This is a genomic window from Oerskovia turbata, from assembly GCF_000718325.1.
GTDB lineage: Bacteria > Actinomycetota > Actinomycetes > Actinomycetales > Cellulomonadaceae > Oerskovia > Oerskovia turbata.
The window spans coordinates 61,185-84,674 of sequence record NZ_JOFV01000011.1 but is presented as its reverse complement, the minus strand read 5'-3'; the positions used below and the strand labels follow the sequence as shown (position 1 = coordinate 84,674).

The following is a 23,490-nucleotide window of genomic DNA, read 5'->3' as shown; positions in this document are numbered from 1 at the left end:
ACGAGGCGCACCGGGTGACCTTCGGTGCTCGTCGTCGGGCTCGCCCTCGGGCGGGTCGACGCGGCTGACCGGGACGCACGACCAGGAAGCAGGAGGACGACCATGTCCACTTCGAGCACGACGACCCGGCGGGCCGAGCCCTCGGTCCCCACCCCGCGCCTCGCGGTCCTCGGGACCGGTGTCATGGGCGAGACGGTTCTTGCCGGGGCGCTGCGCGCCGGCTGGTCGGCGTCGGAGGTGGTCGCGACCGTGCGGCGCCCCGAGCGCGGCCAGGAGCTGTACGAGCGCCACGGCGTGGGCACGACGACCGACAACGTCGAGGCCGTGCGCGGCGCGGGCCTGGTCGTGGTCGCGGTCAAGCCCAAGGACGTGGCGGCGCTGCTCGCGGAGGTCTCGGCGCACCTGGGCGAGGGGGCGGTCGTGGTGAGCGTCGTCGTCGGGCTCCGGGCGCGCTTCTACGAGGACCGGCTCCCGGCCGGGACGTCGGTCGTGCGCGTCATGCCCAACACCCCGTCCGTGATCGGCGCCGGGGTCAGCGCGGTCAGCGGCGGCGCAGCCGCGAGCGACGACGACGTGGCGCTCGTCGAGCGGCTCCTCGGGCAGACCGGCCTCGTGGTGCGGGTCCCGGAGAAGGACCAGGACGCGGTCGGTGCGCTGTCGGGATCGGGTCCCGCGTACGTCTTCTACGTCGTCGACGCGCTCGCGGAGGCCGGGGTGCTGCTCGGCCTGACCCGGGCCGTGGCGCTCGAGCTCGCCACGGCGACCGTGCTCGGCTCGGCACGGATGCTCGACGAGACGGGGGAGCATCCCGTGATCCTGCGCGAGAAGGTCTCCTCGCCGGGCGGGACCACGGTCGCGGCGCTGCGCGCGCTCGACGAGGGTGGTGTCCGGGCGGCGTTCCTGTCCGCGCTCGAGGCGGCCCGGGACCGGTCGCAGGAGCTGGCGGCGGCCCTCGAGGAGCGGCCGTGACCGGGGACGCGGGGCGGGCTCGCCCGCCGGCGATGTCCGACGTCGCGGAGCTCGCAGGGGTCTCGCACCAGACGGTGTCACGGGTCCTCAACGACCACCCGAGCGTGCGACCGCAGACGCGCGAGCGGGTCCTGGACGCGATCGCGACGCTCGGGTACCGGCGCAACAGCGCGGCCCGCGCGCTGGTCACGGCGCGTTCGGGGACGATCGGCGTCGTGACGACGGGCTCGGCGCTGTACGGGCCGACGAGCACGCTCATCGCGGTCGAGGAGGCGGCACGCGAGCACGGCTACTTCGTGTCCGTCGCGACGATCCGCAGCTACGACGCGCAGACCATGAACACGGTCCTCGAGCACTTCATGGCCCAGGCCGTCGAGGGGATCGTGGTCATCGCTCCCCAGACGGACGTCGCGTCGGCGGTCGACTCGTTCCGGGCCCCCGTGCCGATCATCCTCATCGCAGCCCGCGAGCCGAACGAGGTGCACGCGGGAGCGCCCGGGACGGGGGCGGGGAGCATCCTGCCGATCGCGGTCGACCAGCGGCTCGGCGCGCACGTCGCCACCGAGCACCTGCTCGACCTGGGGCACCGCTCGGTGATCCACCTCGCCGGCCCGCTCGACTGGTTCGACGCGCGCGAGCGGGCCAGGGGATGGAGCGACGCGCTGGCCGCGTGGGCGGTCCCGGAGCCGGAGCGGGAGATGATCCGGTGCACGTGGTCGTCGGACGCGGGCTACGAGGTCGGTCGTGACCTCGCGCGCCGGGTCGCGGACGGGAACGGGCCGACAGCGGTCTTCGCGGGCAACGATCATCTCGCCCTCGGTGTGCTCCAGGCGTTCTGGGAGGCCGGGGTCGTGGTCCCGCGCGACGTGTCGGTCGTCGGGTTCGACGACGTCGAGGGCTCGGCGCACTTCATCCCGCCGCTCACGACGGTCCGTCAGCCGTTCGACGAGCTGGGGCGCCGGTGCATGGCGCTGCTGCTCGACGCGTTCGCCGGGGCGACCCCGGAGTCCGCGCAGATCCCGCCGGTCCTCGTGACGCGGGCGAGCGCGGCCGTGCCGCGCGCGTGAGTCGCCCGGCTCTGCGGGGACGCGAGAAGGGCCGACGGCACCGCGCCCCCGTGCGCTCCTGACGCGTCTCCTGCGCGACGCGTCTCCTGCGCGGCCCGCCCCCTCGGCGCTCGTGCCGTGCGGCGCTCCAAGGAACCTCGATCCTTCCGACAGGCCGTCGACGGGGTGGCGGAACACCGTATGTGAGCGCTAACATTCAGCCAGGACATAGCCGGGCGCGACGATGCGACGAGGAGTGACAGCAATGGTGCAGCAGGACGAGGTGGTCGACCTCCGGGCGTCGATCGTCGCCGGGAACACCGCACTGGGGATCGAGCTCGGCTCGACACGGATCAAGGCGTGCCTGATCGGCCCGGACGGAACCCCCGTCGCGAGCGGCAGCCACGCGTGGGAGAACGAGTACGTCGACCGCACCTGGACGTACTCGCTCGACGACGTGCGCGAGGGGATGCAGCGCTGCTACGTCGACCTGGTCGCCGACGTCGAGCGACGGTACGGCGTGCGCCCGACGACGTTCGGCACGATCGGCGTCTCCGCCATGATGCACGGCTACCTCGCGTTCGACGCCGACGGCGAGCAGCTCGTCCCTTTCCGGACCTGGCGGAACACGACCACGGGCAAGGCTGCGGCCGAGCTCTCGGAGCTGTTCGACCACAACGTCCCCCTCCGCTGGTCCGTCGCCCACCTGTTCCAGGCGATCCTCGACGACGAGCCGCACGTGCCCCGGGTGGCGTCCCTCACGACGCTCGCCGGGTACGTCCACCGCGTCCTCACCGGTCGGTCGGCGCTCGGGGTGGGGGACGCGTCCGGGATGTTCCCCGTCGACCCCGCGACGCGGACCTACGACCGCCGCATGATCGAGGCGTTCGACGGGCTCGTGGCCACCCGCACGCCCGGCCTCGCGATCGCGTCCCTGTTGCCCGAGGTCCTCGTCGCGGGACAGGATGCCGGGAGCCTCTCCCCCGAGGGCGCGGCCTGGCTCGACCCCACGGGCACCCTCCGTCCCGGCGTGCCGCTCTGCCCACCAGAAGGCGACGCCGGGACGGGCATGGTCGCGACGAGCTCGGTCGCGCCGCGGACCGGGAACGTCAGCGCCGGCACGAGCATCTTCGCGATGGTCGTGCTCGAGCGCGCGCTCGCCGCACGCCACCACGAGCTCGACCTGGTCACGACTCCCGCGGGCGACCTCGTCGCGATGGTCCACTGCAACAACGGGGCGAGCGAGCTCGCCGCCTGGGCCGACCTGTTCGGTGAGGTCACGGCCGCGCTCGGGGCCCCCGCAGCGCCCGACGAGGTCTTCGGCGCGATCCTGCGCGCCGCGCTCGACGGTGACGCCGACGGCGGCGGGTTGCTCGCGTACAACTACCTGTCGGGTGAGCCCGTCACCGGGCTCGAGGAGGGGCGCCCCCTGTTCGTCCGGACGCCCGGCAGCAGGCTGACCCTCGCCAACTTCATGCGGTCGCAGGTCTACAGCGTGCTCGGCACGCTCGCGCTCGGCATGCGCGTGCTCGCCGCCGAAGGCGTCGCGCTCGACGCGATGTTCGCGCACGGCGGGATCTTCCGGACCGAGGGAGTGGCCCAACGGCTGCTCGCCGCGGCGATCGGCGCGCCCGTGACCGTGGGGCGGACCGCGGGTGAGGGCGGGGCGTGGGGCATCGCCCTGCTCGCGGCCTACGCGCGCTCGGTCGCCGGCGGGAACGGGCAGGACCTCGGCACGTACCTCCGCGAGCACGTGTTCGCGACCGCGGAGCTGGGTACCGCCCAGCCCGACCCCGTGGACGCAGCGGGCTTCGCCGCCTACCTCGACCGCTACGACGCCGGCCTCGCGGTCGAGCGCGCCGCCGTCGACGCGCTCTGACCCCGACGAAGGAGACCCCATGAGCACCCTGCCCACGACGACCGGGGCAGCCGATCCTGCCCACCCTGCCGCTCAACCGGCCGGCACCCCGGCGAGCCGATCCCCGGGCGTGCCCGCCCACCTGCGCGCCGCGGTCGACGCCGCCAAGGAGCGCGTCGCCGCGCTGCACGCCGAGCTGCCCCGATGGGAGCTCGTGGTGTGGACCGCGGGCAACGTGTCCGAGCGGGTGCGCGCAACCGACGGCCTCGGCGACCTCCTCGTCATCAAGCCGTCGGGGCTGTCGTACGACGACATCACGCCCGAGACGATGGTCGTGTGCGACCTCGACGGGAACCTCGTCGAGGGGGACCGGGCGCCGTCGTCGGACACCGCGGCCCACGCCTACGTCTACCGGCACATGCCCGAGGTCGGCGGGGTCGTGCACACGCACTCGACGTACGCCACGGCGTGGGCCGCGCGCGCCGAGCCCGTGCCGTGCACGCTGACGATGATGGCCGACGAGTTCGGCGGGGACATCCCGGTCGGACCGTTCGCGCTCATCGGCGACGACTCGATCGGACGAGGCATCGTCGAGACCCTGCGCGAGTCCCGCAGCCCGGCGGTGCTCATGCGCAACCACGGCCCGTTCACGATCGGCAAGGACGCCCGCTCGGCCGTCAAGGCGGCCGTGATGTGCGAGGAGGTCGCCCGGACCGTGCACATCAGCCGCCAGCTCGGCGACCCGACCCGGATCGAGCAGCCCGACGTCGACGCGCTGTACGCGCGCTACCAGCACGTCTACGGGCAGCCGCCCGCGCACTGACACGCGGCGGCGGCGCGGTCGCGCGCATCCCCTCACCCGTACGCCCGGCCCCGCACCGACGCGGGGGCCGACCCCACCGACACGAAGGATGTGGACCCCATGAGCAAGCCCTACGCGGACCGCGAGATCTGGTTCCTCACCGGCAGCCAGGACCTGTACGGCGAGGAGACGCTCCGCCAGGTCGCGGAGCAGTCGCAGGAGGTCGCGCGCGCCCTCGACGCGTCGTCCGACGTCCCCGCGAACGTCGTCTGGAAGCCCGTCCTGAAGGATGCGTCGTCGATCCGGCGTGCGATGCTCGACGCCGACGCGGACGACCGCGTGCTCGGCGTCGTGACGTGGATGCACACGTTCAGCCCCGCGAAGATGTGGATCGGTGGGCTCGACGCGCTGCGCAAGCCTCTCCTGCACCTGCACACGCAGGCGAACGTCGAGCTCCCGTGGGACTCGATCGACTTCGACTTCATGAACCTCAACCAGGCCGCGCACGGCGACCGCGAGTACGCGTACATGGCGACGCGGCTCGGGGTGGCGCGCACGACCGTGGTCGGGCACGTGTCCAACCCGGCCGTCACGGCGCGCGTCGGGTCGTGGGTGCGCGGGGCTGCGGGCTGGGCGGCGACGCACGAGCTGCGCCTGGCCCGCTTCGGCGACAACATGCGCAACGTCGCCGTGACCGAGGGCGACAAGACCGAGGCAGAGCTGCGCTTCGGTGTGAGCGTGAACACGTGGGGGGTCAACGATCTCGTGGCGGCAGTGGACGCCGTCTCCGACGCCGACGTGGACGCCGTCGTGGCCGAGTACGAGGACCTCTACGACGTGGCCGAGGAGCTGCGCAAGGACGGCGACCGGCACGAGTCGCTGCGCTATGCGGCCCGCCAGGAGATCGCGCTCGAGACGTTCCTCGAGTCGGTCGGCGCCAAGGCCTTCACGACCAGCTTCGAGGACCTGGGCGACCTGCGCCAGCTCCCCGGCATCGCGGTCCAGCGCCTCATGTCGAAGGGCTACGGGTTCGGCGCCGAGGGCGACTGGAAGACGGCCGTGCTCGTCCGCGCCGCCAAGGTCATGGGTGAGGGGCTGCCCGGCGGCGCCTCGCTCATGGAGGACTACACGTACGACCTCACGCCCGGCAGCGAGAAGATCCTGGGCGCCCACATGCTCGAGGTCTGCCCGTCCCTGACGACGTCGACCCCGCGCGTGGAGATCCACCCGCTCGGGATCGGCGGCAAGGAGGACCCGGTCCGCATGGTGTTCGACGCCGACCCCGGCGTGGGCGTCGTCGTCTCGCTCGCCGACATGCGCGACCGCTTCCGCCTCACGGCCAACGTCGTCGACGTCGTGCCGCCGAGCGCGCCGCTGCCGCACCTGCCCGTGGCGCGCGCCGTCTGGGAGCCGCGACCCGACTTCGTGACGTCGGCCGAGGCCTGGCTCACCGCAGGCGGCGCGCACCACACGGTGCTCTCGACCGCCGCGGGCATCGACGCGTTCGAGGTGTTCGCCGAGATGGCGCGCACCGAGCTGCTCGTGATCGACGAGAGCACCACGCGCCGCGGCTTCCGCGACCAGGTCCGCTGGAACCAGGTCTACTTCCGCGTCGCGCAGGGCCTGTGACCGCGAGACCCTGCACTGCTCGCTCGGCCCGGGGTGTGCCGCCATTCCGGACAGCTCCCGCCGAGGGCGGCGTCGACCTCGGTGCTCGGCCGGAGGACGGACTCGAGCGGGCGCGAGATCGCCACGAACCGTCAGCGCACGATGTACGCCACGACGCGGGCCACCGCCACGGTCGCTGCGACGGCACCCGTCGAGCCCGAGCCCGACCTCGCGGTCGAGGCGGGGGTCGTCACGAGCACGGCGAGCACGGCCAGCACGGCGGGTGCTTCCTGCCCGACGCCGCAGCGCACCCGGGAGCGCGGGTGCGCTCCGCCGTCGGGCAGGATCGCGGCATGACCGCTACGGGCGGGCCGCGAACCGCTCCAGCAGCTCGGCGTGCCCCGAGACGATGAGCAGGTCGTTCGCCGAGATGCGTGTGCTCGGGTCCGCGTAGACGAAGTCCTGCCCCGGCGACTTCACCCCGATGACCGTCACGCCGTAGCGTTCGCGGACCTTGGTCTGCTCGATCGTGAAGCCCTGCGTCTCCTTCGGGGGCCGCATCTTGACGATCGTGAAGCCGTCCTCGACCTCGATGTAGTCGAGCAGCTTGCCCGAGACGAGGTGTGCCACGCGGCTGCCTGCGTCGGCCTCGGGGTAGACCACGTGGTGGGCACCGATGCGCTGGAGGATGCGTCCGTGCTCGGCCGAGATGGCCTTGGCCCAGATCTGCGGGGTCCCGAGGTCCACGAGGTTGCCCGTGATGAGCACGCTGGCCTCGAGCGACGTACCTACGCCGACCACGGCCACGGGGAAGTCGCGAGCGCCGAGCTGCTCGAGCGCGGTCGGGTTCGACGCGTCGGCCTCCACGAGAGGGATCTGCCCGGACCACTGGGCGATGAGGTCGGGCGAACGCTCGACCGCGAGCACGTCCTGGCCGAGCCGGTCGAGCGTCGCCGCGATCGCAGAACCGAACCGGCCGAGGCCGATCACGAGCACGCCGGCATTCTTCTCGGGGGCCTTCTTGTCGGGCACCTGGGGGCCTTTCGTCGGGAGGTGGAGGGAGGTCGGCTTGACGTCCGGACGGACCGTGCACCGCACGGAGAGCGGTGCGTGGAGCGCGGTGCGGGCGGTCAGCCGATGATCGGACGTTCCTCGGGGTAGCGGATGACGCGGCGCCGGTCGCGCAGCGCGAGCGCCGCCGCCAGAGTCATGGTCCCGGTACGGCCGATGAACATCAAGACGACGAGCACGTACTTTCCCGCGGTGGGCAGGTCGGCGGTCACCCCCGTCGAGAGCCCCACGGTCGCGAACGCCGAGATGGTCTCGAAGAGGATCACGTCGAGCGTCCACCCGGTGATCTCCAGGAGCAGGAGGCTGGAGACGAGCACCGCCGTCGCGCCGACGAACGACACCGCCACCGCGAGGCGCAGGGTCTCGCGCGGAACGCGTCGCCCGAAGGCCTCCATGTCCCGGTCGCCTCGAGCCTCGGAGACGATCGCGAGCAGCATGACGGCGAGCGTCGTGACCTTGATGCCGCCCGCCGTGGACGCGCTGCCGCCACCGACGAACATGAGCGCGTCGGTGATGAGCCAGCTCGACTCGTGCATGGCCCCGATGTCGACGGTCGAGAAGCCGCCCGAGCGGGGCATGACGCCGGCGAACAACGAGGCGAGGGCCTTCTCGCCCAGGCTCAGGGGCCCGAGCGTCTCCGCGTTGCGCCACTCGAAGGCCGCGAACAGGACCGTGCCGACCACCACGAGGCCCACGCTCATGGTGAGGGTCAGCTTGGTGTGCAGGCTCCACTTCACGACGCGCCCACGGTTGCGCATGACGTTGAGGATCACGGGGAAGCCGAGCGACCCGATGAAGACGCCGAGGATGATCGGAAGGCACAGCATCCAGTCGCCCACGTAGGGGGCCAACCCCTCGGGGGTCGGGACGAACCCTGCGTTGTTGAACGCCGAGATCCCGTAGAACAGGCCGTGCCAGGCGGCTTCGCCGAACGACTCCTCGAGCACGATGAACCGGGGCAGGAGCAGCAGCGCGATGAGGAGCTCGATGCTCGTCGAGGTGATGATGACGACGCGCACGAGCGACCCGACCTCGCCCAGGCGGGTCGTCTTCGTCTCCGAGGCGGTCAACAGCTTCTGCGTCAGACCGATCCGTCGTGAGACGGCCATGCCGAGGATCGAGGCGAGCGTCATGACACCCAGGCCACCGACCTTGATCCCGACGAGGATCACGACCTGACCGTAGAAGGACCAGTAGGTCCCCGTCGGGACGACGACGAGCCCGGTCACGCACACCGCCGACGTCGCGGTGAAGAGCGCGTCGATCAGCGAAGCCGACTTTCCCGACGTCGTGGCCCACGGCGCCAGGAGGAGCAGGGTGAACAGCGAGATCACGGCGGCGAAGACCGTCACCGCGAGCCGTGCCGGGGAATGGCGGGCGACACGGTCGACGAGCTCGCGACCGGCGAAGAACCGCCCGGAGGCGCCCTGGGCCATCGGTCCTCCGTCTCCCTGTCCGTGCGTCCTCGTCCGGGTGGACGGGCGGCGCCGGGTCCCGTCAGGGCTCTACCGGTCGCCGTGCGTGCCGATGCGTCGCCCAACTCTGCCACAGGAGCACCGGTGCTCACCGGCTGAACCGCGGGACGCCGTCGTGCCCCCGGGGGGATACCGTGTCTCCTGCCCGCCACCGACCACCGGACCGAGGAGCGCACGTGACCGAGCCAGACGCCGCGCCGTTCGCCGCGCAGGTCGTGTGGAGCCCGGACCTGCTGGGCTACGACTTCGGGCACGGGCACCCCATGTCCCCGACCAGGCTCGACCTGACGATGCGCCTCGTGCGGGCGCTCGGGCTGCTCGACGCGCCGGGCGTCGAGGTCGTCGGCACGTCGCCCGCGTCCGACGAGGTGCTCGGCCTCGTCCACGACCCTGCCTACGTCGCCGCGGTTCACGCCGCCTCGGAGCACGGCGTCGAGAACCCCGCCCTGGGCCTGGGCACGGAGGACGACCCCGTCTTCGCGGGCATGCACGAGGCCGCGGCCCGCATCCTGTCGGGCTCGTACGAGGCCGCCGGCGCCGTGTGGTCGGGACGCGCGCTGCACGCCGTCAACATCGCCGGGGGCATGCACCACGCACGGCACGGGGCGGCGTCGGGCTTCTGCATCTACAACGACGCCGCGGCCGCGGTCCGCCGTCTGCTCGACGACGGCGCGGAGCGGGTCGCGTACGTGGACCTGGACGCGCACCACGGCGACGGCGTCGAGCAGGCTTTCTGGGACGACCCGCGGGTCCTGACGGTCTCGGTGCACCAGAGCGGCGCGACGCTGTTCCCCGGCACGGGGCACGCCACCGACACCGGCGGACCAGGCGCCACAGGTACCGCGGTCAACGTCGCCCTGCCGCGTCGCACCGACGGCGAGCGCTGGCTCCGGGCCGTGGACGCCGTGGTGCCGCCCGTGCTCCGGGCGTTCCGGCCGCAGGTCGTCGTGTCCCAGCACGGGTGCGACGCGCACGGGCACGACCCGTTGAGCGACCTCGACGTGAGCGTCGACGCGCAGCGCGCGGCCGTGCACTGGATCCACGAGCTCGCGCACGAGCTCGCGGACGGCCGCTGGGTCGCCCTGGGCGGAGGCGGGTACTCGGTCACCTCGGTCGTCCCCTACGCGTGGTCGAACGTCGTGGCCGAGGTCGTGCACGCGCCGGTGGCCCCTTCGACGCCCGTCCCGGGAGCCTGGCGGGACCACATCGGCGCGGTCGCGCACCGCGAGACGCCGTCGCTCATGGGCGACGGCGAGGTCGAGTTCACCGCGTGGGACAAGGGCTACGACCCCGAGGACGAGGTGGACCGCGCCGTGGTCGCGACCCGCAAGGCCGTCTTCCCGCTCCTGGGCCTCGACGCGCACTTCGACTGACCTGCGCCTCGCCGGGCGCACACCCGTCCCCACGGCCCGACGACGTCACCCGGCGTCGATTTCGAGCCACCCGCCGGGAGCAGGTAGTCTAGGAGACGGACTTTTTCTCGTGTTGGTCGGTTCCCGATCAGCCGTGGACCACCATGATCGGGGCGATCCCGATCGCACACCGATCCAGCATTGTGAGGACCCATGGGCTCCGTCATCAAGAAGCGCCGCAAGCGTATGGCCAAGAAGAAGCACCGCAAGCTGCTTCGCAAGACGCGCCACCAGCGTCGCAACAAGAAGTAGCAGCGCCGCGCGGCGACGCGCATGCTGTCGCGAGAGCCCGGAACCCTCAGGGGTGCCGGGCTCTTGGCGTCTTTCGGGCTGCGTGCTGGTCGTTCCGGTGCCGCCCGGAGCGGGTTCGGGCGAGGCCTGCGTCGAGCCGTTGCTCGGTGCTCGTGCCCGTCGGTCGTGCGGCGCCGGATGCCGAGGGTGAGCGTCTCGCGCAGGGCGGGTCAGGGAAGATCGGCGGTGCAATGACCGCATCCACGGCTGACGTCGACACAGTGTTCAGGGGGCTGGAGGGCGAACGGTTGAGGATTGACCTTGCCGCTCTCCATCCATACGTTGTGCAGCGGCTTGAGGCAACCGCATCAGGCTGCTGAATCAACAGGGGGATTCAATGCGCTTGAACCTGCGTTTTCGTTCGTTGTGCACGGTGGTCGTCGCCGCTGCGTTGACGGGAGGGGTGGTTGCTCCGGCGGGTGCCGCTGAAACCGCTCCGGATCTTGTGGCGATCATCAGCCAGTCCGCACCCGAGGTGCTGGAGAACGTGGCTGCGGCGGAGAGTGTTGATACTGGTGCGCCGGGCTCGGTCGCGACCTTCGTGGAAGTTCCTGAGCATCAGGCGTCGGTCGCAGTGCCGAACGATCCCCAGGACCCGATCACCCTCGTCAGCGGTGACAAGCACGCTCTGAGCGTCACGCTGCCCAAGGCGAGTGAGGCCAGCGACGCGAAGCTTCTCGCTGATGGGTGCAACTGGTAAAGAGAGGGCGACAGGAAAGGGTCTGCATCATGCCCATCAAACAGCTAGTCGCAGGGTCGGCAGCTCTCTCCGGTGTCGGATTGCTGGCAGTGATTGTACTTCAGGTGTTATCCGGATTGGAGTACCGTGCCGCAGAACAGGCCGGCCTCGAGCCTGGGAATGCTCCTGAATGGATCGTGCTCGGGACGAATGCAGGGCTCGTGGTCCTTGCCGTCGGCATTATTTCGCTGGTGGTGTCGGCCGTCCTCCTCGCGGTCCGAAAGAAGTCGGAAACGGAGTTGCTGACTCCCCAGGACTGACAGCGGATCCGACATCGCGTAGCACAAGAGTGAAGGAAGCGACCCCTGGCCCGGCCGGCCAGGGGTCGCTCTCTTGTCGGGGGACATCGGTGCGTAGCCGTGGGCGCTGGTCGTCCGGCGATGCTCGCCGTCAGAGCCCCGCGCGGTTCTTGAGCGAGCGCCGGATCGAGCGCAGCACGAGCCCGAGGACCCATGCGGCCCCGGCCCAGCTCGCGGTCTTGACTCCCCGCCCGGCGACCCGGCGCCGTCGCCCGCGGAACTCGCGGATCGGCCAGCCCACGTCCTTGGCGTGCCGACGCAGGCGCGCGTCGGGGTTGATGGCGCACGGGTGGCCGACGGCCTGCATCATCGTCACGTCGTTGAGGGAGTCGCCGTACGCGTAGGACGCCGACAGGTCGATCCCGTGCCGCTCGGCGAGCTCTCGGACACCCGCGGCCTTGGCCCGCCCGTGCATCATGTCGCCCACGAGCCGCCCCGTGTAGAGGCCCTCCTCGTGCTCGGCGACGGTGCCCAGCGCTCCCGTCGCGCCGAGACGACGCGCGATGAGCTGCCCGATCTCGAGCGGCGTCGCGGACACGAGCCACACCTGGTGGCCGGCCGCGATGTGCTCGTCGAGGAGCTTCTGGGTGCCGGGGTAGATGCGCAGCGCGAGGACCTGGTCGTAGACCTCTTCGCCGATCGCGACGACCTCCGCGACCGAGCGGCCTGCGACGAGGTCGAGGGCCCGGGTGCGGACCTGGTCGATCTGGCGCTTGTTCTCCCCGAGCAGCAGGTAGCGCGCCTGGTGGAAGGCGAACGTCACCAGGTCCGGGGTGGAGAAGAAGCCCCGCTGGTACAGCGCCCGCGCCAGGTGGAACGAGCTGGCGCCGCGGATGATGGTGTTGTCGACGTCGAAGAAGGCTGCCGTGGGATGGGTGGACCCAGGAGCAGACGTCGGCATGTCGTCCACTCTATCGGCGCTCGCAGACCCCCGCCGACGGCGCCCACCGGGCGGGGTCGCCTGCCGGGCGGCGTGAGGGGGTGTCCGAGATGCGTAGGCTGGGGTCGTGAGCCCCGCAGATCCCGCCGCAGGACAGGTTCCTGAGCCCGCCGCCGGACATGACGCAGACCAGGCCACGAGCGCGCCCGTGCGCGTCGTGCTCTACGGCCGCGTCGGGTGCCACCTGTGCGAGGAGGCCCGCGAGGTGGTCGGGGCGGTGTGCGCCGACCAGGGCGTGGGCTGGACCGAGGTCGACGTGGACTCCGACCCGTCCGGCGCCCTCGCGGCGCAGTACGGTGACTACGTCCCCGTCGTGACGGTGGACGGCGTCCAGCAGGGGTTCTGGTGGGTCGACGGGGCGAGGCTCGCCAGAGCGCTCTCGAGGCGGCGCGCCACCGGCTGACGTTGCGAGCCCGGGCGCCGAGCCTGGGATGATCCGAGACAGCAGGACAGCGAGAGCGTCAGCGACGACGACACGACGAAGCATGGGTGGTTCGGGTGGCAGAGACCCTGGGTGATACCGGTATTCCTGGCGCGACCGTGGCGCGACTTCCCGCGTACCTGCGTGCGCTGCGCGACCTCGAGGGGCGAGGCGTCGAGACGACGTCGTCGACCGAGCTCGCGGAGCTCGCGGGCGTCGGGTCGGCGCAGCTGCGCAAGGACCTGTCGTTCCTGGGGTCCTACGGCACGCGCGGGGTCGGCTACGTCGTCGACTCGCTCGCGACCTACATCACCTCGGCCCTGGGCGTCGAGGACGAGCACCGGATCGCGATCGTCGGCATCGGCTCCCTCGGGCACGCGCTCGCGAACTACTCGGGCTACGGCACGCGTGGGTTCGAGGTCGCGGCCCTGCTGGACGCCTCGCCGGACGTGGTCGGCACCGAGGCTGCGGGGCTCGTGATCGAGCACGTCGACGTGCTCGAGGAGGTCTTCGCCCGCGAGAACGTGACGATCGTCGTCCTGGCGACCCCGGCGCACGTGGCGCAGGACGTCGCCGAGCGGGTCGTCGAGGCCGGGGTCCGGGAGATCCTGAACTTCGCGCCGCGCGCGCTCCAGCTCCCTGAGGACGTGATCGTGCGGTCGGTCGACGTGGGCAGCGAGCTGCAGATCCTGGCGTTCCACGCGCAGGCGCGCGCGCTCGCGAACCGCGGCAGGGGCGAGGAGGGCCGAGGAGCGGAGACGCAGAGCGCGGGCGCCTAGCACCGGACCGCTCATGACAGCACAGGAGCCGGCGACCCGTGAGGGGTCGCCGGCTCCTGGCGTACCGGGCCGCGCCGGGGACGCGGAGGCCGGTCAGGTGCGGGAGGCTCAGGCCTGCTTGATCGCCGAGAGGTCGAGCGCGATCTTGATCTTGTCGCCGACGAGCACGCCGCCGGCCTCGAGGGCCACGTTCCAGGTCAGGCCGAACTCCTTGCGGGAGATCTCGGTCTCGGCCTCGAACCCGGCGCGCGAGTTGCCGTAGGCGTCGACGGCGGTGCCCGTGAACTCGGTCTCGAGCTTGACCGGCTTGGTCACGCCGTTGATGGTGAGGTCGCCCGCGATGACGAAGTCGTCGTCGTCGGCCTCGACGGCGGTCGAGACGAAGTTCCAGGTGGGGTTCTTCTCGGCGTCCCAGAAGTCGGCCGACTGGAGGTGGCCGTCGCGCCCTGCGTCGCCGGTGTTGACGGACTTGGCGTCGATCGCGGCGACGACGTTGGACGACTCGACGTCGTCACCGATGTTCAGCGTGCCCTCGGCGATCGCGAGCGAGCCGCGGACCTTGGAGATGCCTGCGTGGCGGACGGTGAAGGTCGCCTGCGAGTGCGAGGGGTCGATCGCGTAGGTGCCTGCGGTCAGCCCGGCGGGGAGGTTCGTGGCCATGGGTGTTCTCCTGAGAGGTCGTGGTGCGTGTGCGTCAGGCGCGCCGTCGACGTGCCATTAGTTGAAGATTCAACTTCATACGAACGCATCAACGCAAGCCCACGTCCCTCTATTCCCTGGTGAGCGAACCTGTTCCCGGGTGGGAGACTGGGACGGTTGTTCGGACGGTGGGGGCGTGGCGGATGAAGGTGGAGATGACGGTTCAGCAGGACAGGCGCGCGGCCGCGCCGCAGGACGCACCCTGGCTCGACGAGGGCCAGCAGTACTCGTGGCGGCAGTACCTCGACGGCACGGCGCGGTTCGTCGAGGCGCTCAGCAGGGACCACGAGGAGCACTCGGCGCTCACGCTCGGCGAGTACGAGCTGCTCGTGCGCCTCTCCGAGGCCCGCGACCACACGATGCGCATGTCGGCCCTCGCCGACGGCCTCGCCCGGTCGCGGTCGCGCGTCACGCACACCGTCCACCGCATGGAGCAGCGCGGGCTCGTCCGCCGGTCCGCGAACGAGACCGACCGTCGCGGGGTGAACTGCGTCATGACCGACGCGGGCTACGCCGAGCTCGTCGCGTCCGCCCCGGGGCACGTGCGGGCCGTGCGTCGCTTCATGGTCGACGTCCTGACCCCCGAGCAGCTTCGCAACCTCGGCGACGCCATGGCCGCGATCGCCGAGGCCTGCCGCGTCGTGGACGAGCGCGTCGTGGACGAGCGCGAGAGCCGGTAGCGACGGCACCCGGCCGGTCTGTGTCCGGGAGCACGCCGCCCGGGTGCACCGTGCGCGGAAGAACTTTGGGACACTGGTCCCCATGGTCGCAACCACGGTCCACCTCATGCGTCACGGCGAAGTCTTCAACCCGGACGGCATCCTCTACGGTCGAATTCCCGGCTACCACCTCTCGGAGCTCGGGCACACCATGGCGCGTCGCGTCGCGGGGCACCTGTCGGGCAAGCCGGCCGAGGGTGCCCCCGCCCTGCCCGACGACGTCGCTCCCGAGCCCTTCGACGTCGCCCTGGTCATCGCGTCCCCGCTCCAGCGGGCACAGGAGACCGCGACGCCCGTCGCGGAGGCCTTCGGGCTGCCGCTCGGGACGGACGAGCGCCTCATCGAGGCCGGCAACCACTTCGAGGGCATGAAGTTCGGCGTGGGCGACGGCTCGTTGCGGCACCCGGGCCACTGGCCCTACCTGTGGAACCCGATGCGCCCCTCGTGGGGTGAGCCCTACAAGCAGCAGGTCGCGCGCATGCACGCCGCGATCCACGACGCCCGCGCCCAGGCGGAGGGGCGCGAGGTCGTGCTCGTGAGCCACCAGCTCCCCATCTGGATCTCCCGCCTCGCGTTCGAGGGCAAGCGCCTGTGGCACGACCCGCGCAACCGTCAGTGCTCGCTCGCCTCGCTCACGTCGCTGCGCTTCGACGGCGACCGCCTCGTCGGCATCCACTACACCGAGCCGGTCGCGGACCTGCTGCCCGGTGCCGCGAAGGTCTCGGGCGCGTGAGGCACCAGCCGCTTCTCAGGTTGTGCCCAGGCAGGTGAGAGACAGTGCTGCCATGATCCGCCCCTTCCGTGCCCGGCACGGTCGCGCCCGCGCGACCTCCGGGATCGTCGCCCTCGTCTCGCTCGGCCTGGTCCTCACCGCCTGCTCCCAGGAGTCGGGGGCCACGAGCCCCGACGACGTCGTGGGCCAGGGATACGTCTCGGGCGACGGCTCGGTCAAGACCTGGGACGTCTCCGACCGGGACGAGCCCGTGGTCCTGACGGGCACGGACTTCGAGGGCGGCGCGGTCGACACCTCGCAGTGGCTGGGCGACGTCGTCGTCGTCAACACCTGGTACGCCTCGTGCGCCCCCTGCCGGGCCGAGGCGCCGGACCTGGTCGCGCTCGCGAACGACCGTGCGGCTGAGGGAGTGCACCTGCTCGGCATCAACAGCACCGACGACGCCGGGGCCGCGCTCGCCTTCGAGCGCACGTTCGAGGTGCCCTACCCCTCGATCGAGGACACGCGCGGCGAGGCCATCGCGACGCTCGAGGGAGCCGTCCCGCTCCAGGCAGTACCGACGACCGTCGTGCTCGACCGCGAGGGCCGGGTCGCCGCGCGCGTGATCGGTCGGGCCGAAGGGTCGACGCTCGGCGCCCTCGTCGACGACCTGCTCGCCGAGAGCGCCTGACGCATGGGTCCCCTCTCGTTCGCCGGTGACCTCGGCTCCACGTTCGCCACGACCGCGTTCAGCGGCTCGATGCTGCTCGCCGTGCCCGTCGCGATCCTCGCAGGGCTCGTGTCGTTCGCGTCACCGTGCGTGCTTCCGCTCGTCCCGGGCTACGTCGGCTACGTGAGCGGGCTCGCGGCGGCCAACGCCGGGACGGCCGGCACGCGTGCGGGGGGCGGAGGCACCGCCCTGAAGACGGCCAGGACCACCGGCCGGTGGCGCGTCGTGACCGGCGTGGGCCTGTTCGTCGCGGGCTTCACGCTCGTGTTCGTGCTGCTCATGGTGGCCGCGGGCGCCGTGGGCGTCCACGTCAAGGAGTGGGAGGACGTCATCACGCGTGTCCTCGGGGTCGTCGTGATCCTCATGGGCTTCGCGTTCATGGGCGCCATGCCGTTCCTCCAGCGGGACCGTCGCCTCCACGTGAGCCCCACCGCCGGACTGTGGGGGGCGCCCCTGCTCGGCATCGTGTTCGGCCTCGGGTGGGCGCCGTGCATCGGCCCGACCCTCACGGCCGTCATGGCGCTCTCGCTCGACGAGGCCACGGCCGGCCGCGGCGCGGTCCTCGGGATCGCCTACAGCCTGGGGCTGGGCGTCCCGTTCCTGCTCATCGGGATCGGGCTCGAGCGCTCCAAGAAGGCCGTGGCCTTCCTCCGGCGCCACCGCGTCGCGATCATGCGCCTCGGCGGCGGCATGCTCATCCTCATCGGGCTCGCCCTCGTGACGGGCGTCTGGGGAACCTGGACCGCGCGTCTCAGCGGGCTCATCACGGGCTTCGAGACGGTGATCTGATGAGCGACAAGGACCTGTACCGCCCCGAGGGCATCGACGACACCTACAGCCACCCCGAGCCCGAGGCGAGCACTGCCGAGGAGGAGGCCGCGCCCGTGACGGGAGCGGCGCCGTCGGGCCGGAAGGGACGCGCCGGGTCCGCCGACGACGCCACGCCCGCCGGTACCGACTCGCCCGGCGGTACCGACTCGCCCGGCGGCCCGGCCCCGCAGCTGCCCGCGCTCGGCCTGCGCGGCACGCTGCGCTGGGTGTGGCGCCAGGTGACCAGCATGCGTGTCGCGCTCATGCTGCTCATGCTGCTCGCCGTCGCCGCCGTGCCCGGCTCGGTGCTGCCCCAGCGCCCCCAGGACCCGGCCGCCGTCCTGACGTACCTCCAGGACAACCCCGGCACCGGGGAGTGGCTCGACCGGCTCGGGTTCTTCGACGTCTACGCGTCGGTGTGGTTCTCCGCGATCTACATCCTGCTGTTCGTCTCGCTCGTGGGCTGCATCCTGCCGCGCACCGCTGCGCACCTGCACGCCGTGCGCAACCGGCCGCCCCGCACACCCCGCAGGTTCGACCGCTTCCCGGCCAAGGCCGAGACGACCAGCACCGCGACGCCCGAGGCGGTCGTGGACGCGGCGGCGAAGCACCTGCGTGGCCGGCTGCGCTGGCTGCCGACGTTCCGCGTCGACGTCGGGGTCGAGCCCGCCGACCCGGACCGTGGCCTGCCCGAGCGGCGGACCGTGGCCGCCGAGCGGGGCTACCTGCGCGAGACCGGGAACCTCGTCTTCCACCTGTCCCTGCTGGGGCTGCTCGTCGCGGTCGCCACGGGCCAGCTCCTGCACTTCCGCGGCCAGGCGATCATCACCGAGGGGCGCGGGTTCGCGAACGCGGTCGTCGACTACGACACGTTCGAGAACGGCTCGCTGTTCAGCCCGGCCTCGCTCGTCCCGTTCTCCATGACGCTCGACTCGTTCGACGCGCAGTTCGCGATGGACGCCGTGGCGTTCGCGCAGTCGCGCGACTTCACGGCCCACGTCACGGTGCGTGACCCCGACGGCACGTCCGCGCAGGAGCAGATCAAGGTCAACCACCCCATCGTCGCGGGCGGCGCCAAGATCTACCTCCAGGGCAACGGCTACGCCCCCGAGATCACGATCCACGACGCCGAGGGCCAGGTCGCGTTCGCCGGCCGCGTGCCCTTCCTGCCCGAGGACACCATGTACACCTCGCGCGGCGTCGTGAAGGTGCCGGACACGTCGCCGGGCCTCGACCAGATCGGCCTGGTCGGGTACTTCCTGCCCACGGCCGAGGTCGACGAGGTGGGCGCGCGCTCGACCTTCCCGCAACCGATCAATCCGCTGCTCGTCCTCGAGGTCTACCGGGGCGACCTGGGGCTCGACGAGGGCCTGCCGCAGAACGTGTACCGCCTCAACACGGACACGCTCACGCCCTCGGTCGACGCCGAGGGGGAGCGCGTCCGGGTGCTCGTCGCCCCGGGTGAGACCGTCGACCTGCCCGACGGCCTGGGCACCATCACGTTCGCCGAGGGCGCGGTCCCGCGCTACGTCGCCCTCGACCTGCGCCACGACCCCGCGCTCGTGTGGATCCTCGTCTTCTCGCTCGGCGCTCTCGCAGGCCTCGCCGTCTCGCTCTTCACGCCTCGCCGTCGCGTGTGGCTGCGGGTGTGGGACGAGGAGACGCCCGACGGCGCCACGCCCGAGCGGCGTACCGTCGTGAGCGTCGCGGGGCTCGCCCGCGGGGACGACGCCGGGCTCCAGGGCGAGGTCGACCGGTTGGTCGAGTCGCTGCCCGGGACACCACCCACGAACGACCCACCAGCCGAGCGCGCCGCCACGCCGCGCACCGCGTCCTCCCCCCGCACCGACGGTCAGGCTCGACCCGACCGACCACGAAAGGCTGACCGATGACCGTTGCCGACCTGAGCTCCGACCTGGTGTGGGCGGCCGCGACCGCCCTCACGGTCGCGTTCGTCGCGTTCGCGATCGACCTGTCCCGGTTGGGGGCCAAGGAACCTGCCGCCGAACCCGTGACCGCCGACGCCTCCGGTGACACCGACGCCCCGGTCGCCGTCGCCGTGGACACCCCGCCCACGCCGGTCTCGCGCAAGGCCGCGGGCATCGGCATCTCCACGGGGTGGCTCGGGACGATCCTGCTGCTCGCGGCGATCGTGACCCGCGGCATCGCGGCCGGCCGTGCGCCCTGGGCCAACATGTACGAGTTCACGCTCGTGGGCGCGTTCGTCGCGATGGCGGTCTTCCTCGGGGTGAGCCTTCGCCGCGACGTGCGGTTCCTCGGGGCGTTCGTGACGGGGCTCGTGGTGCTGTTCCTCGTGGTCGCGCAGAACTCGTTCTTCCTCGACGCCACGGGGGTCCAGCCTGCGCTCCAGTCGTACTGGCTCGTCATCCACGTGGGCGTCGCGATCATCGCCACGGGCATCTTCACGGTCGCGTTCGTCATGTCCGCTATCCAGCTCCTGCGTGACTCGCGCGAGAACGGCAACGGGTTCCTGGGGCACCCGGCCTGGCGGTGGCTCGACACGACGCCGAGGCCCGCGCAGCTCGAGGCGCTGAGCTTCCGGCTCAACGCGGTCGCGTTCGTGCTGTGGACCTTCACGCTCATCGGCGGCGCGATCTGGGCCGAGCACGCCTGGGGCCGTTACTGGGGCTGGGACCCCAAGGAGGTCTGGAGCTTCGTCGTCTGGGTCGTGTACGCGGCCTACCTGCACGCCCGCACCACGCGCGGGTGGTCCGGGCGACGCGCGGCGTACTTCGTGCTCGTCGGTTACGCGTGCGTGCTGTTCAACTTCACGGGCGTCAACCTGATCTTCAACGGCAAGCACTCGTACTCGGGCATCACGACGCAGGAGTGAGCCACGGGGCGCGGCTCCGCGGCGAGGTCCCCGGTGCGCGCGGGTGGGGCGGCTAGGCTCTGCCCTCGTGACCGACACCCAGGGGGACGACCTGCCGACCGACGGCGCCGAGGGTGCCCGCGGCGCGCGGGGCGACGGCCGGGCGGTGACGGGCCGAGGCGGCGTCCGGCACGTCCGGGCGTGGCGCGAGCACCGTACGCTGCGGGCCGTCGGGCTCGTCACGACGGCAGTCCTCGCGTTCGGGGCCTCGGGCGCGACGGCGGTGCTCGTCTCGACGCTGGAGAACGTCCAGCAGGTGGACAACGAGGCGCTCATGGCTCCCGAGACCGAGCGCCCGCCGCCCCCGGTCCCCGACCCGCAGGACCCGCTCGCGGGGCTCCCCGTGAACCTGGTCCTGATCGGGTCGGACGACCGCTCCGGGGCGAACGAGGCCATCGGGGGAGCCGAGGAGGGCATGCGCTCGGACACCACGATGCTGCTGCACATCTCGGCGGACCGCTCGCGGGTCGAGCTGGTCTCGGTCCCGCGCGACCTGCGGATCGCCATCCCGTCGTGCGCGGTCACCGGGGGCGGGACGACGCGGGCGTCGTCCCGGGCGACCTTCAACGAGGCGTTCTCCCGGGGCTGGCTCGGGGGCAAGGACCTCGCGTCGGCGGCGACGTGCACCCAGATGACGGTCGAGCAGATGTCAGGGGTGCGGACGGACGGCTTCATGGTCGTGGACTTCGTCGGGTTCCAGACCATGGTCGACGCCCTTGACGGGGTGCCGATGTGCATCCCCGAGGACATGGACGACGAGGATGCCGACCTGCACCTCAGCGCGGGGACGCAGACTCTGACGGGGTCTCAGGCGCTCGCGCTCGCGCGGGCCCGGCACGGCCTGAGCGACGGGTCCGACACCTATCGCATGGGTCGTCAGCAGGCGCTGCTCGCGGCGATGACGAAGTCGGTCCTCTCCCAGAACGTCCTCACGGACCTGCCCAACCTGCTGCAGTTCCTGGACGCCGCGACGAGCTCGCTCTCGATCAGCGGAGGGGTCGATCTCACGGGTCTCGCGTTCTCTCTGCGGTCGGTGCGGCCCGACGCCGTGACCTTCCTGACCATCCCGTCGGGCCCCCAGCCGGGCAACGTCAACCGCGTGGTCCTGACGGCCGAGGCCGCAGACGTGTGGGCGCGGGTCGCGGCGGACCAGCCGGTCGTCCCGGAGGTGGCGGCGCCGCCCGTGCCGCCCCAGGGGACGAGCGTCCCGGGTGGTGCTGACCCGGTCGTCCCGGCGACCCCTGAGCAGGGGGCACCTGTCGACCCCCTGGCCGACCGCACGCCTGGTGAGGCGATCACCTCGGCGGACGCCCAGGCGACGTGCTGAGCGCGCGCGTCACCTGAGCGTCGTTCGGACCGATCGACACTGCCAGGCCGTGGGTGCACGGCCTCGCCCAGGGAGCCTAGGAGGGGTCGGAGCTGCCCGACGACGGTGCACCGGGTGCCCCGTCCGTCTCGCCCGACGGGTTCTTCCGCGGGGCGTCGTCGTCCGACGTGCCGTCCGTCGCGTCCGCGGCGCGACCGGGGGTGGGGCCCGCCGTCGGGCGCTCTCCGGTGCCCTCGCCGCGTGCCTCCCGGCGTCGCTGCTGCTCGAGCTTCCACAGGAAGTCGGGGTCGTCGTCCGGGGCCAGCGGCGCCGCCGGGCGCCGTCGCGCCCCGGGGCGCCCACGACCCGGGGCGGGGGCGCCGCCTGCGGTCGCGTGCCGGGTGCGCTGCGTGCGCGAGACGACGATCCAGGCGAGCGGCCCCACGAACGGCAGGAAGATGATCATCACGATCCACAGTCCCTTGGGGATCCCGCTCCGGTCGTTCTCGTCGCTCGTGGCGCAGTCGGAGAGGGCGTAGACCGCGAGGCCTACGGCGAGCAGGGTCAGCAGGACGCGGGACATGACCCCAGCCTATGCGGCCTGGCAACCCGCAGGCACGAGAGGGCTCGGTTCCGTGCACCCAGGTCGGGCGCCTACCCTGGACGGGTGCCTATGGTCATCTACTCCGCGCTGCGCCTGGCGATCTTCGCGGTCCTCTTCGTCGTCCTGTACGCCCTGAACCTGGGCCACTGGGTCGTGTGCGCGGTCATCGCGGCCGTCCTGGCGTTCCTCGTCTCCTACCTCGTGCTGCGCGGCCCGCGCGAGCGCGCCGCGGTCCACCTCGCGGAGCGTGCCGCGCGACGCAAGGCGACCGGCGAGCAGTTCTCGCGCGAGATCGAGGACGACGCGGCGTTCGAGGACGCCGCCGTGGATGCGGCGGAGTCGGCCGGCCCGGCGGAGCCGACCGACTCCGCGGAGTCGGCCGAACCTGCCGAGCAGCGCACCGACCGCTCGGGTCGTGCGCAGACCTCGAGCTCCTAGAGCGCGAGCCCCAGCCCCAGCAGCACCCCGTACCCGAGCTCGAACATCCCGGTCCCGGCGAGGACCGGGACGAGCAGCGGGCCGCGGGCTCCGGCGATCACGGGCAGCGTGAGCAGCACCGCGGGCAGCAGCAGGAGCAGCACGAGCAGCGACCAGGGTGCGGCGAACGCGCACACCACGCCCAGCAGGAGCGGGACCCAGATCATGGCGACGTACGCGCGTCGGGCCCGGAAGTCGCCCAGGCGCACGGCGACGGTGCGCTTTCCCGCGAGCACGTCCGTGGGGATGTCCCGCACGTTGTTGATCATCAGGAGCGCGCACGCGAGCAGGCCCACGGCCACGGCCCCGACCCCCGCGACCCACGTCACCCGGTCGGCCTGCGTGTAGGTCGTGCCGAGGACCGCGACGAGCCCGAAGAAAACGAACACCCCGACCTCCCCGAGGCCTCGGTACCCGTACGGGTTCTTGCCTCCGGTGTAGAACCACGCGGCGACGATCGCGAGCGCACCGACGGCCAGGAGCCACCAGTGCCCCGTGAGGGCCACGAGCCCCAGGCCGAGCACCGCGGCGACGCCGAAGCAGACGAACGCCGCGTTGCGCACCTGGGACGCGAGCGCGGCCCCCGACGCGGTGAGCCGCATGGGTCCGACCCGGTCGACGTCCGTCCCGCGCACCCCGTCCGAGTAGTCGTTCGCGTAGTTCACCCCGACCTGGAGCGCGAGCGCGACGCCCAGCGCCAGGAGCGCGGGCCAGAACGCGAAGGAGTCGACCTGGGCGGCAGCGCCCGAGCCGACGAGGACGGGTGCGGCCGCCGCGGGGAGGGTGCGCAGGCGTGCGCCGGCGACCCATTCGGCAGAGGTGGCCATGGT

26 protein-coding genes are annotated in these 23,490 nt (G+C 72.2%); 19 read left to right on the top strand and 7 right to left on the bottom strand.

Annotated features, from left to right (window positions below):
- Positions 1 to 102 precede the first annotated feature (102 nt).
- The 5 genes from proC to araA all read left to right on the top strand — a co-directional run bounded on the left by proC (position 103) and on the right by araA (position 6,304).
- The gene (gene proC / locus IE95_RS0112990) at positions 103 to 969 is read left to right on the top strand and encodes a pyrroline-5-carboxylate reductase (protein WP_030152049.1); all 867 of its coding nucleotides are present in this window, start codon (positions 103 to 105) and stop codon (positions 967 to 969) included.
- A 32-nt stretch (positions 970 to 1,001) separates the two neighbouring features.
- Positions 1,002 to 2,036 carry a LacI family DNA-binding transcriptional regulator gene (locus IE95_RS0112985; protein WP_030152048.1) on the top strand — a complete coding sequence of 345 codons (1,035 nt, stop codon included), beginning with the start codon at positions 1,002 to 1,004 and terminating at the stop codon, positions 2,034 to 2,036.
- A 244-nt stretch (positions 2,037 to 2,280) separates the two neighbouring features.
- Entirely contained in the window at positions 2,281 to 3,894 is a 1,614-nt protein-coding gene (locus IE95_RS0112980) for a xylulokinase (protein WP_030152047.1), read from the top strand.
- Between the two features lie 19 nt (positions 3,895 to 3,913).
- Positions 3,914 to 4,696: an L-ribulose-5-phosphate 4-epimerase gene (locus IE95_RS0112975; RefSeq protein WP_084690236.1), complete on the top strand. Its 783-nt coding sequence runs from the start codon at positions 3,914 to 3,916 to the stop codon at positions 4,694 to 4,696.
- 99 nt (positions 4,697 to 4,795) lie between these two features.
- Positions 4,796 to 6,304, top strand: coding sequence for an L-arabinose isomerase (gene araA, locus IE95_RS0112970; protein ID WP_030152045.1), 1,509 nt, complete (start codon positions 4,796 to 4,798; stop codon positions 6,302 to 6,304).
- A gap of 131 nt (positions 6,305 to 6,435) precedes the next feature.
- On the opposite strand, the gene IE95_RS21275 is transcribed toward araA, so the two are convergent.
- From IE95_RS21275 to IE95_RS0112955, 3 genes are all read right to left on the bottom strand, one after another.
- The gene (locus tag IE95_RS21275) at positions 6,436 to 6,561 is read right to left on the bottom strand and encodes a hypothetical protein (RefSeq protein ID WP_276319055.1); all 126 of its coding nucleotides are present in this window, start codon (positions 6,559 to 6,561) and stop codon (positions 6,436 to 6,438) included.
- An 82-nt stretch (positions 6,562 to 6,643) separates the two neighbouring features.
- A complete protein-coding gene (locus IE95_RS0112960; RefSeq protein ID WP_030152044.1) occupies positions 6,644 to 7,315 on the bottom strand; it encodes a potassium channel family protein in 672 nt (223 codons plus the stop codon).
- A 98-nt stretch (positions 7,316 to 7,413) separates the two neighbouring features.
- Positions 7,414 to 8,790, bottom strand: a complete 1,377-nt coding sequence (locus IE95_RS0112955) for a TrkH family potassium uptake protein (RefSeq protein WP_030152043.1) — start codon at positions 8,788 to 8,790, stop codon at positions 7,414 to 7,416.
- Between the two features lie 215 nt (positions 8,791 to 9,005).
- Between IE95_RS0112955 and IE95_RS0112950 the strand changes: the two genes are divergently transcribed.
- The 4 genes from IE95_RS0112950 (at position 9,006) to IE95_RS20460 (ending at position 11,531) form a co-directional block, all read left to right on the top strand.
- Complete coding sequence (locus IE95_RS0112950; RefSeq protein ID WP_030152042.1) at positions 9,006 to 10,202, top strand: acetoin utilization protein AcuC; 1,197 nt, start codon at positions 9,006 to 9,008, stop codon at positions 10,200 to 10,202.
- A 192-nt stretch (positions 10,203 to 10,394) separates the two neighbouring features.
- On the top strand, positions 10,395 to 10,493 hold the full coding sequence (locus IE95_RS20175; RefSeq protein ID WP_003792170.1) for a 30S ribosomal protein bS22: 99 nt from the start codon (positions 10,395 to 10,397) through the stop codon (positions 10,491 to 10,493).
- 376 nt (positions 10,494 to 10,869) lie between these two features.
- Positions 10,870 to 11,232, top strand: a complete 363-nt coding sequence (locus IE95_RS0112940) for a hypothetical protein (protein ID WP_129429599.1) — start codon at positions 10,870 to 10,872, stop codon at positions 11,230 to 11,232.
- A gap of 29 nt (positions 11,233 to 11,261) precedes the next feature.
- Positions 11,262 to 11,531 carry a hypothetical protein gene (locus tag IE95_RS20460; RefSeq protein WP_129429598.1) on the top strand — a complete coding sequence of 90 codons (270 nt, stop codon included), beginning with the start codon at positions 11,262 to 11,264 and terminating at the stop codon, positions 11,529 to 11,531.
- A 130-nt stretch (positions 11,532 to 11,661) separates the two neighbouring features.
- Here IE95_RS20460 and IE95_RS0112930 read toward each other — a convergent pair whose 3' ends face one another.
- The gene (locus tag IE95_RS0112930; RefSeq protein WP_036571990.1) at positions 11,662 to 12,471 is read right to left on the bottom strand and encodes an HAD family hydrolase; all 810 of its coding nucleotides are present in this window, start codon (positions 12,469 to 12,471) and stop codon (positions 11,662 to 11,664) included.
- A gap of 106 nt (positions 12,472 to 12,577) precedes the next feature.
- On the opposite strand from IE95_RS0112930, the gene IE95_RS0112925 reads away from it, so the two are divergent.
- Together IE95_RS0112925 and IE95_RS0112920 are read left to right on the top strand one after the other, a co-directional pair.
- Positions 12,578 to 12,913, top strand: coding sequence for a glutaredoxin family protein (locus IE95_RS0112925; RefSeq protein ID WP_338068459.1), 336 nt, complete (start codon positions 12,578 to 12,580; stop codon positions 12,911 to 12,913).
- 95 nt (positions 12,914 to 13,008) lie between these two features.
- Complete coding sequence (locus IE95_RS0112920; RefSeq protein WP_084690235.1) at positions 13,009 to 13,710, top strand: redox-sensing transcriptional repressor Rex; 702 nt, start codon at positions 13,009 to 13,011, stop codon at positions 13,708 to 13,710.
- A 108-nt stretch (positions 13,711 to 13,818) separates the two neighbouring features.
- On the opposite strand, the gene IE95_RS0112915 is transcribed toward IE95_RS0112920, so the two are convergent.
- Entirely contained in the window at positions 13,819 to 14,370 is a 552-nt protein-coding gene (locus IE95_RS0112915; RefSeq protein ID WP_030152037.1) for a YceI family protein, read from the bottom strand.
- A gap of 194 nt (positions 14,371 to 14,564) precedes the next feature.
- On the opposite strand from IE95_RS0112915, the gene IE95_RS0112910 reads away from it, so the two are divergent.
- The 7 genes from IE95_RS0112910 (at position 14,565) to IE95_RS0112880 (ending at position 21,600) form a co-directional block, all read left to right on the top strand.
- On the top strand, positions 14,565 to 15,089 hold the full coding sequence (locus IE95_RS0112910) for a MarR family winged helix-turn-helix transcriptional regulator (RefSeq protein WP_030152036.1): 525 nt from the start codon (positions 14,565 to 14,567) through the stop codon (positions 15,087 to 15,089).
- Positions 15,090 to 15,171: 82 nt separating this feature from the next.
- The gene (locus IE95_RS0112905; protein ID WP_030152035.1) at positions 15,172 to 15,861 is read left to right on the top strand and encodes a histidine phosphatase family protein; all 690 of its coding nucleotides are present in this window, start codon (positions 15,172 to 15,174) and stop codon (positions 15,859 to 15,861) included.
- Positions 15,862 to 15,913: 52 nt separating this feature from the next.
- A complete protein-coding gene (locus tag IE95_RS0112900; protein ID WP_051703083.1) occupies positions 15,914 to 16,531 on the top strand; it encodes a TlpA family protein disulfide reductase in 618 nt (205 codons plus the stop codon).
- A gap of 3 nt (positions 16,532 to 16,534) precedes the next feature.
- A complete protein-coding gene (locus IE95_RS0112895) occupies positions 16,535 to 17,359 on the top strand; it encodes a cytochrome c biogenesis CcdA family protein (RefSeq protein ID WP_030152033.1) in 825 nt (274 codons plus the stop codon).
- Positions 17,359 to 19,272: a cytochrome c biogenesis protein ResB gene (gene resB / locus IE95_RS0112890; RefSeq protein ID WP_084690234.1), complete on the top strand. Its 1,914-nt coding sequence runs from the start codon at positions 17,359 to 17,361 to the stop codon at positions 19,270 to 19,272. Before IE95_RS0112895 ends, resB begins: the two co-directional genes overlap by 1 nt.
- Positions 19,269 to 20,234: a c-type cytochrome biogenesis protein CcsB gene (ccsB, locus tag IE95_RS0112885; protein ID WP_030152031.1), complete on the top strand. Its 966-nt coding sequence runs from the start codon at positions 19,269 to 19,271 to the stop codon at positions 20,232 to 20,234. The genes resB and ccsB overlap by 4 nt, the downstream gene beginning before the upstream one ends.
- A 67-nt stretch (positions 20,235 to 20,301) precedes the next feature.
- Complete coding sequence (locus IE95_RS0112880) at positions 20,302 to 21,600, top strand: LCP family protein (RefSeq protein ID WP_051703082.1); 1,299 nt, start codon at positions 20,302 to 20,304, stop codon at positions 21,598 to 21,600.
- 76 nt (positions 21,601 to 21,676) lie between these two features.
- On the opposite strand, the gene IE95_RS20170 is transcribed toward IE95_RS0112880, so the two are convergent.
- Positions 21,677 to 22,162: a PLD nuclease N-terminal domain-containing protein gene (locus IE95_RS20170; protein ID WP_084690232.1), complete on the bottom strand. Its 486-nt coding sequence runs from the start codon at positions 22,160 to 22,162 to the stop codon at positions 21,677 to 21,679.
- Between the two features lie 90 nt (positions 22,163 to 22,252).
- Between IE95_RS20170 and IE95_RS0112870 the strand changes: the two genes are divergently transcribed.
- Positions 22,253 to 22,621, top strand: a complete 369-nt coding sequence (locus IE95_RS0112870) for a DUF4229 domain-containing protein (protein WP_051703081.1) — start codon at positions 22,253 to 22,255, stop codon at positions 22,619 to 22,621.
- On the opposite strand, the gene IE95_RS0112865 is transcribed toward IE95_RS0112870, so the two are convergent.
- Entirely contained in the window at positions 22,618 to 23,487 is an 870-nt protein-coding gene (locus IE95_RS0112865; protein WP_030152027.1) for a 1,4-dihydroxy-2-naphthoate polyprenyltransferase, read from the bottom strand. The two genes, IE95_RS0112870 and IE95_RS0112865, sit on opposite strands and share 4 nt — an antisense overlap.
- Positions 23,488 to 23,490 lie beyond the last annotated feature (3 nt).

What these genes read in the sequence shown, in the direction of transcription:
- proC (WP_030152049.1), top strand. Translation starts at nt 103, where the DNA reads ATGTCCACTTCGAGCACGACGACCCGGCGGGCCGAGCCCTCGGTCCCC.
- IE95_RS0112985 (WP_030152048.1), top strand. Translation starts at nt 1,002, where the DNA reads ATGTCCGACGTCGCGGAGCTCGCAGGGGTCTCGCACCAGACGGTGTCA.
- IE95_RS0112980 (WP_030152047.1), top strand. Translation starts at nt 2,281, where the DNA reads ATGGTGCAGCAGGACGAGGTGGTCGACCTCCGGGCGTCGATCGTCGCC.
- IE95_RS0112975 (WP_084690236.1), top strand. Translation starts at nt 3,914, where the DNA reads ATGAGCACCCTGCCCACGACGACCGGGGCAGCCGATCCTGCCCACCCT.
- araA (WP_030152045.1), top strand. Translation starts at nt 4,796, where the DNA reads ATGAGCAAGCCCTACGCGGACCGCGAGATCTGGTTCCTCACCGGCAGC.
- IE95_RS0112955 (WP_030152043.1), bottom strand. Translation starts at nt 8,790, where the DNA reads ATGGCCCAGGGCGCCTCCGGGCGGTTCTTCGCCGGTCGCGAGCTCGTC.
- IE95_RS20175 (WP_003792170.1), top strand. Translation starts at nt 10,395, where the DNA reads ATGGGCTCCGTCATCAAGAAGCGCCGCAAGCGTATGGCCAAGAAGAAG.
- IE95_RS0112940 (WP_129429599.1), top strand. Translation starts at nt 10,870, where the DNA reads ATGCGCTTGAACCTGCGTTTTCGTTCGTTGTGCACGGTGGTCGTCGCC.
- IE95_RS20460 (WP_129429598.1), top strand. Translation starts at nt 11,262, where the DNA reads ATGCCCATCAAACAGCTAGTCGCAGGGTCGGCAGCTCTCTCCGGTGTC.
- IE95_RS0112930 (WP_036571990.1), bottom strand. Translation starts at nt 12,471, where the DNA reads ATGCCGACGTCTGCTCCTGGGTCCACCCATCCCACGGCAGCCTTCTTC.
- IE95_RS0112915 (WP_030152037.1), bottom strand. Translation starts at nt 14,370, where the DNA reads ATGGCCACGAACCTCCCCGCCGGGCTGACCGCAGGCACCTACGCGATC.
- IE95_RS0112910 (WP_030152036.1), top strand. Translation starts at nt 14,565, where the DNA reads ATGACGGTTCAGCAGGACAGGCGCGCGGCCGCGCCGCAGGACGCACCC.
- IE95_RS0112905 (WP_030152035.1), top strand. Translation starts at nt 15,172, where the DNA reads ATGGTCGCAACCACGGTCCACCTCATGCGTCACGGCGAAGTCTTCAAC.
- IE95_RS0112900 (WP_051703083.1), top strand. Translation starts at nt 15,914, where the DNA reads ATGATCCGCCCCTTCCGTGCCCGGCACGGTCGCGCCCGCGCGACCTCC.
- IE95_RS0112895 (WP_030152033.1), top strand. Translation starts at nt 16,535, where the DNA reads ATGGGTCCCCTCTCGTTCGCCGGTGACCTCGGCTCCACGTTCGCCACG.
- resB (WP_084690234.1), top strand. Translation starts at nt 17,359, where the DNA reads ATGAGCGACAAGGACCTGTACCGCCCCGAGGGCATCGACGACACCTAC.
- ccsB (WP_030152031.1), top strand. Translation starts at nt 19,269, where the DNA reads ATGACCGTTGCCGACCTGAGCTCCGACCTGGTGTGGGCGGCCGCGACC.
- IE95_RS20170 (WP_084690232.1), bottom strand. Translation starts at nt 22,162, where the DNA reads ATGTCCCGCGTCCTGCTGACCCTGCTCGCCGTAGGCCTCGCGGTCTAC.
- IE95_RS0112870 (WP_051703081.1), top strand. Translation starts at nt 22,253, where the DNA reads ATGGTCATCTACTCCGCGCTGCGCCTGGCGATCTTCGCGGTCCTCTTC.
- IE95_RS0112865 (WP_030152027.1), bottom strand. Translation starts at nt 23,487, where the DNA reads ATGGCCACCTCTGCCGAATGGGTCGCCGGCGCACGCCTGCGCACCCTC.